The sequence below is a fragment of the Sphingomonas sp. PWP1-2 genome (assembly GCF_049898305.1).
GTDB lineage: Bacteria > Pseudomonadota > Alphaproteobacteria > Sphingomonadales > Sphingomonadaceae > Sphingomonas > Sphingomonas glacialis.
The window spans coordinates 1-593 of record NZ_JAFCXM010000022.1 but is presented as its reverse complement, the minus strand read 5'-3'; the positions used below and the strand labels follow the sequence as shown (position 1 = coordinate 593).

The following is a 593-nucleotide window of genomic DNA, read 5'->3' as shown; positions in this document are numbered from 1 at the left end:
CGCCGCTTCAACTCGTCACCCGAGGTGATCCGCCTGGTCGTGATGATGTATGTCCGGTTCCCGCTGTCGCTTCGAAACGTCGAGGATCTGCTGTTCGAGCGTGGCATCGACATCTGTCACGAGACTGTTCGGCAATGGTGGGGCCGGTTCGGGCCTCTGTTCGGTGGCGACGTCCGGCGGCAACGGATTAACCGGATGCGCGGCTTTCGGCACTGGCGCTGGCACCTCGACGAGATGTACGTGAAGCTCAGTGGCGAGATGGTCTACCTGTGGCGCGCAGTCGATCACGAGGGCGAGATACTTGGAAGCTATGTCACGAAGACGCGCGATAAAGGCGCGGCGCTGACCTTTATGAAGAAGGCGCTGAAGCGCCAGGGCTCGCCCGAGCGGGTCACCACCGATGGCCTTCGCTGCTACCGTGCAGCGATGAAGGATCTCGGGAACGAGGAGAAGCAGGAGATCGGTCGCTGGGCAAACAATCGGGTCGAAAATAGCCACCTGCCCTTTCGACGACGAGAGCGGGCAATGCTAAGATTCAGGCAAATGAAGACCCTACAGAAATTCGCCTCGGTCCATGCCAACGTCCACAATCA

General features: G+C 59.9%; 1 protein-coding gene. It reads left to right on the top strand.

From position 1 onward, the window contains the following. A partial coding sequence (locus ACP7C5_RS19140) for an IS6 family transposase (protein WP_426265507.1) occupies window positions 1–593 on the top strand: 593 nt, incomplete at both ends.